Annotated in this window: 7 protein-coding genes; 5 read left to right on the forward strand and 2 right to left on the reverse strand. The window is 71.3% G+C overall.

Annotated elements, in window-relative coordinates:
• Positions 1-251 precede the first annotated feature (251 nt).
• Positions 252-506, forward strand: a complete 255-nt coding sequence (purS, locus tag G6023_RS12995) for a phosphoribosylformylglycinamidine synthase subunit PurS (protein ID WP_069388988.1) — start codon at positions 252-254, stop codon at positions 504-506.
• A complete protein-coding gene (gene purQ, locus G6023_RS13000) occupies positions 503-1180 on the forward strand; it encodes a phosphoribosylformylglycinamidine synthase subunit PurQ (protein WP_069388989.1) in 678 nt (225 codons plus the stop codon). The genes purS and purQ overlap by 4 nt, the downstream gene beginning before the upstream one ends.
• Before the next feature lie 74 nt (positions 1181-1254).
• Here purQ and G6023_RS13005 read toward each other — a convergent pair whose 3' ends face one another.
• The gene (locus G6023_RS13005) at positions 1255-1449 is read right to left on the reverse strand and encodes a hypothetical protein (RefSeq protein ID WP_069388990.1); all 195 of its coding nucleotides are present in this window, start codon (positions 1447-1449) and stop codon (positions 1255-1257) included.
• Between the two features lie 207 nt (positions 1450-1656).
• Between G6023_RS13005 and G6023_RS13010 the strand changes: the two genes are divergently transcribed.
• The 3 genes from G6023_RS13010 (at position 1657) to G6023_RS13020 (ending at position 5960) form a co-directional block, all read left to right on the forward strand.
• Complete coding sequence (locus tag G6023_RS13010) at positions 1657-2868, forward strand: saccharopine dehydrogenase family protein (protein WP_159148462.1); 1212 nt, start codon at positions 1657-1659, stop codon at positions 2866-2868.
• 82 nt (positions 2869-2950) lie between these two features.
• Positions 2951-5251: a phosphoribosylformylglycinamidine synthase subunit PurL gene (purL, locus tag G6023_RS13015; protein WP_159148463.1), complete on the forward strand. Its 2301-nt coding sequence runs from the start codon at positions 2951-2953 to the stop codon at positions 5249-5251.
• Between the two features lie 40 nt (positions 5252-5291).
• The gene (locus tag G6023_RS13020) at positions 5292-5960 is read left to right on the forward strand and encodes a YoaK family protein (RefSeq protein ID WP_120284470.1); all 669 of its coding nucleotides are present in this window, start codon (positions 5292-5294) and stop codon (positions 5958-5960) included.
• A 21-nt stretch (positions 5961-5981) separates the two neighbouring features.
• Here the strand turns inward: G6023_RS13020 and G6023_RS13025 are convergent.
• Positions 5982-7001 (reverse strand): hypothetical protein (locus G6023_RS13025; RefSeq protein WP_182635895.1); only part of this gene is annotated, 1020 nt, incomplete at its 5' end.

Consider the following 7001-nt stretch of genomic DNA (forward strand, 5'->3'; position numbering starts at 1 on the left):
GGGACGGTCCGGCTCAACGTCGCGGCCGGGCAACTCTCGCGCCGGGCACCCCGGTCGGCGCTGCTCGACGCGGTCGACGCGGTCGTCGGCGAGCACGGTGCGCGGCCCGCCCGCTACGAGTGGTCACCGGTCGCGCTTGTGGGTGCCGCGTGAGCTTTCGGTCCGGCGACCAGCGGCGGGTAGGATCGACCAGTGAGTCCCGGCCGGTCCGGGATCATTCCGCGTAGCCGTCCGATCGAGGAGTTCCCACCGTGGCCCGAGTCGTCGTCGAAGTCATGCCCAAGGCCGAGATCCTCGATCCGCAGGGTCAGGCCATCCACCGAGCCCTCGGCCGTCTGGGCCACGGCGGCGTCACCGACGTACGGCAGGGCAAGCGGTTCGAACTCGAGATCGCCGACGGTGTGACGGAGGCCGAGCTCGAGGAGATCGCTTCGTCCCTCCTGGCCAACACCGTGATCGAGGACTGGAAGGTCGTCCGCGTGGACACCGCGGAGGCGGCCTCGTGACCGCACGGATCGGCGTCATCACCTTCCCCGGCACGCTCGACGACATCGACGCCTCCCGTGCCGTCACCCGGGCCGGGGCCGAGGCGGTTTCGCTGTGGCACGCCGACGCCGACCTCAAGGGCGTCGACGCCGTGGTGGTCCCCGGCGGCTTCTCCTACGGCGACTACCTGCGGTGCGGTGCCATCGCCTCGATGGCCCCCGTCATGGGTGAGGTCATCTCGGCCGCGAAGGGCGGCATGCCCGTGCTGGGGATCTGCAACGGTTTCCAGATCCTGTGCGAGGCCGGGCTGCTGCCCGGCGCCATGGGCCGCAATCGCGACATGCACTTCATCTGCCGCGACGAGTGGCTGCGGGTGGAGAACAACGGCACGGCCTGGACCTCACGGTTCGAGCAGGATGCCGAGATCCTCATCCCGCTCAAGTCCGGCGAGGGCCGCTACATGGCCACGCCCGAGACCATCGAGAAGCTCGAGGCCGAGGGGCGCGTGGTCTTCCGCTTCGCCGGTGACGCCCCCAACGGTTCCACCAACAACATCGCCGGCATCAGCTCCGCCGACGGTCGCGTGGTGGGTCTCATGCCGCACCCCGAGCACGCGATCGACCCGCTGACCGGCCCGTCCGACGACGGGCTGGGCCTGTTCCTGTCCGCGCTGGACTCGATCGTCAGGGTCTGATCAGCACGCTGCGCTCAGAGCGAAGGGCCCGCCGGGATTGCTCCCGGCGGGCCCTTCGGTGTTGCAGGGGTGGATCAGCCGAGCGGGCTGCCGAGGGTGCTGCCCAGGTCGCCACCGATGCCGGCGACGAGGCCGAGGATCGTCAGGGGCAGCTCAAGGACGAAGCCGAGGATGGTGTCCACGGCGGAGGAGCCGACGCCGTCGAAGCTGCCGAAGGTCTCGATGCTGAAGGGAACGGTGGCGTCGGCGATCGAACCGGTGAGGTCCATGGGGTCTCCCTAAGAGGTACGCCCCGGAATGGCCGGGGCGAGATGCGGCGACCCGGGTGGTCGCGCGCGCGAGATGATTTTGCCCTTATCTGGTGGACAACGGATCAACTTTCTTCACATTAATGACAGAGGTCACTCGCGCCACTCGTGGTCGGCTGTGCCCCGTGCGTCGCCCGCCGACCGCGGCCGATGCGGTAGAACCGTGGGATGAGCGAAACCAGTAACCAGCCCGTCTCCGCCTCCGACAAGGCCGACCGGCCGTTCGACATCGTCCTCTACGGTGCGACCGGGTTCACCGGGGGACTGGTGGCCGAGTACCTGCTGCGGCACATGCCCGAGGGTGGTTCCTGGGCGGTGGCGGGTCGGAACCGGACCAAGCTGGACGCGATCGTCGCCCGACTGGCCACCGAGATGCCGGACGTCCCCGCGCCCGGGGTCGTCGTCGCGGACACCGACGACGCGCGATCGTTGGCGGAGATGGCGCGGTCCGCTCGCGTCATCATCACCACGGTCGGCCCGTACCTCGAGTACGGCGAGCCCCTGGTGGCCGCCTGCGCCGAGGCCGGAACCGACTACGTGGACCTGACCGGGGAGCCCGAGTTCGTGGACCGCATGTACCTCGAGTATCACGACGCGGCCGTGGCCTCCGGCGCACGGATCGTCCACGCCTGCGGCTTCGACTCGATCCCCCACGACCTGGGCGTGTTCTACACCATGAAGCAGGTGCCCGAGGGTGTGCCGGCGGTGGTGTACGGGGCCGTCCACGCGGACGCCCAGTTCTCCGGCGGAACCTTCCACTCGGCCATCGGCCAGTTCGCGCGCCTGCGGGACGCGGCGAAGACCGCCAAGCTGCGGCGCCAGAAGGAGGGCAGGGTCGCCGACCGGCGGATCAAGTCGGTCCAGGGCAAGCCGCACCGGGACAGCGTGCTGGGCCGCTGGCTCGTGCCGCTGCCGACCATCGACCCGCAGATCGTCCTGCGGTCGGCCGCAGCCCTCGAGAGCTACGGGCCGGACTTCACCTACTCGCACTACGCGTCGGTCGGCTCGCCCGTCACCGCCACGGCCGGCATGGTCGGTGTCGGCGCGCTCGCGCTCGGCTCGCAGGTCGGCCCCATCCGGTCGCAGATCCTCAAGCGGATCGACCGCGGGGCCGGGCCGAGCGAGTCCCGCCGGGCCCGGTCCTCGTTCGACGTCACGTTCGTCGCGCTCGCCGGCGGACGTCGGATCGTCACCCGGGTCTCGGGGGGCGACCCGGGGTACACCGAGACGTCGATGATGCTCGCCGAGTCGGGTCTGAGCCTGGCGTTCGACGACCTGCCCGCGCTCTCGGGTCAGCTCACCACGGCCCAGGCCATGGGTGACGCTCTGCTGGACCGGGTCCAGCGCGGCGGCCTGACGTTCGAGGTCCTGTCGACGTAGGTCGGACCCCGGGCGACCCCGCACGAGGTGGGGCCGAAGGCGTCGATTCGCCACCCGGACGGGGCCGACTAGACTCGGCCCCGTGACCTCTCATGTGGACTCCATCTCGCACGCCTCCGACACCCCCGAGCTGGCCCAGCCGTGGGCGGAACTCGGACTCAAGGAGGACGAGTACGCCCGCATCCGGGAGATCCTGGGGCGTCGCCCCACGGACGCCGAGCTGGCCATGTACTCCGTCATGTGGTCGGAGCACTGCTCCTACAAGTCGTCCAAGGTGCACCTGAAGTATTTCGGGGAGACCACCACCGACGAGATGCGCTCGTCCATGCTCGCCGGCATCGGTGAGAACGCCGGCGTCGTGGACATCGGCGGCGGCTGGGCCGTGACGTTCAAGGTGGAGTCCCACAACCACCCCTCGTACATCGAGCCCTACCAGGGCGCCGCGACCGGTGTCGGCGGGATCATCCGCGACATCATGGCGATGGGTGCGCGGCCGGTGGCCGTGATGGACCAGCTTCGCTTCGGCCCCGCCGACGCCGACGACACGCACCGCGTGCTCCCCGGCGTCGTGGCGGGCGTCGGCGGCTACGGCAACTGCCTGGGCCTGCCCAACATCGGTGGCGAGACCGTGTTCGACGAGTCCTACGCCGCCAACCCTCTGGTCAACGCCCTCGGCGCGGGCGTCATGCGCGTCGAGGACCTGCACCTGGCGTTCGCCTCCGGCACTGGCAACCGGATCATCCTGTTCGGTGCCCGCACCGGCCTCGACGGGATCGGTGGCGTGTCGGTGCTCGCCTCCGAGACCTTCGACGTGGATGAGCACGGCGCGCCGGTCAAACCCCGCAAGCTCCCGGCCGTCCAGGTGGGCGACCCGTTCATGGAGAAGGTCCTCATCGAGTGCTGCCTCGACCTGTACCGCGAGGAACTGGTCGTGGGCATCCAGGACCTCGGCGGAGCCGGCCTGGCGTGCGCCACCTCCGAGCTGGCGGCGGCCGGCGACGGCGGCATGCACATCGTGCTCGACAACGTCCCGCTGCGTGCGGAGGGCATGACCGCCGCGGAGATCCTCTCGAGTGAGTCGCAGGAGCGCATGTGCGCCGTGGTGACGCCGGAGAACGTCGAGGCCTTCATGGGGGTGTGTCGCCGCTGGGACGTGCTGGCCGCCGACATCGGCGAGGTCACCGACGGCGACCGGCTCACCATCGAGTTCCGCGGCGAGACCGTCGTGGACGCCCCGCCGGAGTCACTGGCCGACGAGGGACCGGTCTACGAGCGCCCCGTCGAGCGCCCCGCCGACCAGGACGCTCTGCAGGCCGACACCACCGCGAACCTGGCCCGCCCGGCCACCGGTGACGAGCTGCGTCAGACCCTTCTGGACATGATCTCCAGCCCGGCGCTGTGCTCGCGCAAGTTCATCACCGAGCAGTACGACCGGTACGTCCGCGGCAACACGATCCTCGCGGAGGCCGCCGACGGCGGCGTCCTGCGCATCGACGAGGAGTCCGGTCGCGGCATCGCGCTGTCCACCGACGCCTCCGGTCGCTACACCAAGCTCGACCCGTACACCGGTGCCCGGCTGGCCCTGGCGGAGGCGTACCGCAATGTCGCCGTCACCGGCGCCACCCCGGTCGCGGTGACCAACTGCCTGAACTTCGGCTCCCCCGAGGACCCGGGCGTGATGTGGCAGTTCCGCGAGGCCGTCCACGGCCTGGCCGACGGGTGTGCCGAGCTCGGCATCCCCGTCACCGGCGGCAACGTCTCGTTCTACAACCAGACCGGCTCCACGCCGATCCTGCCGACGCCCGTCGTGGGCGTGCTCGGCGTGCTCGACGACGTCGCCCGCCGCACGCCCACCGCGTTCGGTGACACCCCCGGTGAGAGCATCTACCTCCTCGGCGAGACCCGGGACGAGCTCGACGGGTCCATCTGGGCCCAGGTCGCCCACGACCACCTCGGCGGACTGCCGCCCACGGTGGATCTGAAGTGGGAGGCCACCCTGGCCCGCATCATGGCGACCAGCTCGAAGGACGGCCTCATCACCGGCGCCCACGATCTGTCCGAGGGCGGCCTCGCGCAGGCTCTCGTGGAGTCGGCGCTGGCGGGCGAGTGCGGCATCCGCGTCGTGCTGCCCGAGGGCGCCGACCCGTTCGTCTGGCTGTTCTCCGAGTCCGCCGGCCGCGTGATCGTCTCCGTGCCGCGCGGCGAGGAGATCCGCTTCCAGCAGATGCTCACCGCGCAGAACATCCCGCACGCGCGGGTCGGCGTGACCGACCCCGACTCGGGCACGTTCGAGGTGCAGGGCCAGTTCACCCTCACCACCGACGAGTTGCGCGCCGCCCACGAGGGGACGCTGCCGGCGCTGTTCGGCGTCGACCCCGTCTGAGTCGTCGGGGAGGACGGCCGGACCGGGGACAGGCGGGCGGATGCGCGACCTGCGCGGGCGTGAGCGGGTCCTCGCGGTGGTGCTCGCCGCCACCGCGGGGTTCGTCGACGCCGTCGGCTTCCTCGTGGTGGGCGGCTACTTCGTGTCCTTCATGAGCGGGAACTCCACCCGCATGGTCGTCGATCTCTCGGGCGGTGACCTCGCAGGTGCCGCCATCGCCGCCGTCGTGCTGGTCTCGTTCTTCCTGGGGGCGGTCGGGGGCGCGGTGGTGACCCGACGCCGCAACCTCGACGACCGACCGGCGGTCCTGTCCCTCGTGGCGTTCCTGCTCGTGCTCTCGCTCGTCCTGCACCGGGTCACCACGGCCACGGTGCTCGGGACGCCGGTGTCCGTCGCGGCGGCGGCGGCATCGATGGGGGCCATGAACTCCGTCTTCCACTCCCGTGGCGAGGTCTCGCTCGGCGTGACGTACATGACGGGCGCCGTGGTGAAGTCGGCCCACCGCCTGGTCGACGCGCTGGCCGGGGGATCGTGGGCCCCGTACCGCCAGCAGGTGGCCCTGTGGTCCGCGCTCGTCCTCGGTGGTGTCGCCGGCGCACTGCTGCACGTGGCCATGGGCGCCACCGCGCTCGCGCTGGCCGCGGCGGTCGTGATCGGCGCGGCGGTCGTGACCGTCCTGCTGCGCGCCCGGGACTACCGCACCCCCTGACGGCCCGTCAGGGCCCCGGGCCTACGGCAGCCCTCGTCGTCGTGCCCCCAGGTAGGCCTCCCGCGCCGCGAGGCCACGGACCACCTCGTCGAGCATAGGACGTACGAACCGTTCCTTGTGCGCGGTGTCGGAGGCCGCCGCGGCGGCCAGGTTGAGCGCGGAGAACGTCGCCAGCATCAGCGACACGCGCACGAGGGTGACGCTGACCGGGAGACCGAACAGCAGCCCGCCGGGCTCGTCGGGAGGGCGCAGCGTCCACCGTGTCTCGGTGATCTCGGGGACGGCGATCCACCCGAGGGTCACGAAGAACAGGAACACGAGCGTCGCGAACAGCGCCGCCTGGATCAGGGTCGCCAGCACGGGCACCAGCACCAGGTTCACCCGCTCGCCCGGACGCAGCGGGTGAACCGGCGCACGCCCACCCAGGTCCTGGAGGATGTCGTCGCGGGTGGAGATGCCCACCAGCAGCACCGTGAGCACCACCATGACGCCCAGCACGGCGAACGTCCGCGGCCAGGACAGTTCCACCATGACCTGCCAGATCTCCACGCTGAAGAACAGGAACAGCACCGCCAACATGAGGATCGGCAGCACCCTCGCCACCATCGGCCCCATGGTGGCCAGTTCCCGCCGCACGCGCCGCGCCGACCAGCGCACCAGCGAGCCCAGCCCCGTGTAGGTGCCCACCAGGACGCCCACCGCGAGCAGGGCGGTGGTGCGGCACGAGGGGCCGTCGTGGGGGTCGAACACGACGTGGGGGACGACGACGAGGGCGATCAGCGACCCGAGACCGATCGCCGAGCCGACCACCGGGCGCGCGTGACGGGCCGCCGTCGACACCAGCCATCCCACGAGTGGGGCGGCGACCCAGAGCGCGACCGCCAGCAGCAGGAATTCGGCGATCGGCTCCGGGGCGTCGAGCAGATCCGGCTCCGCCCCCGGCCCGGCCCGCTCGAGCAACGCGATCATGTAGTCGTTCGACCGGTCCACGGCGGCGATCCCGGTGGCGGCCACCGCGAGCCCGGCGCCGAGGCCGGCGGA

This window comes from Dietzia sp. DQ11-71 (genome assembly GCF_014144995.1).
GTDB classification, from domain to species: Bacteria; Actinomycetota; Actinomycetes; order Mycobacteriales; family Mycobacteriaceae; genus Dietzia; species Dietzia kunjamensis.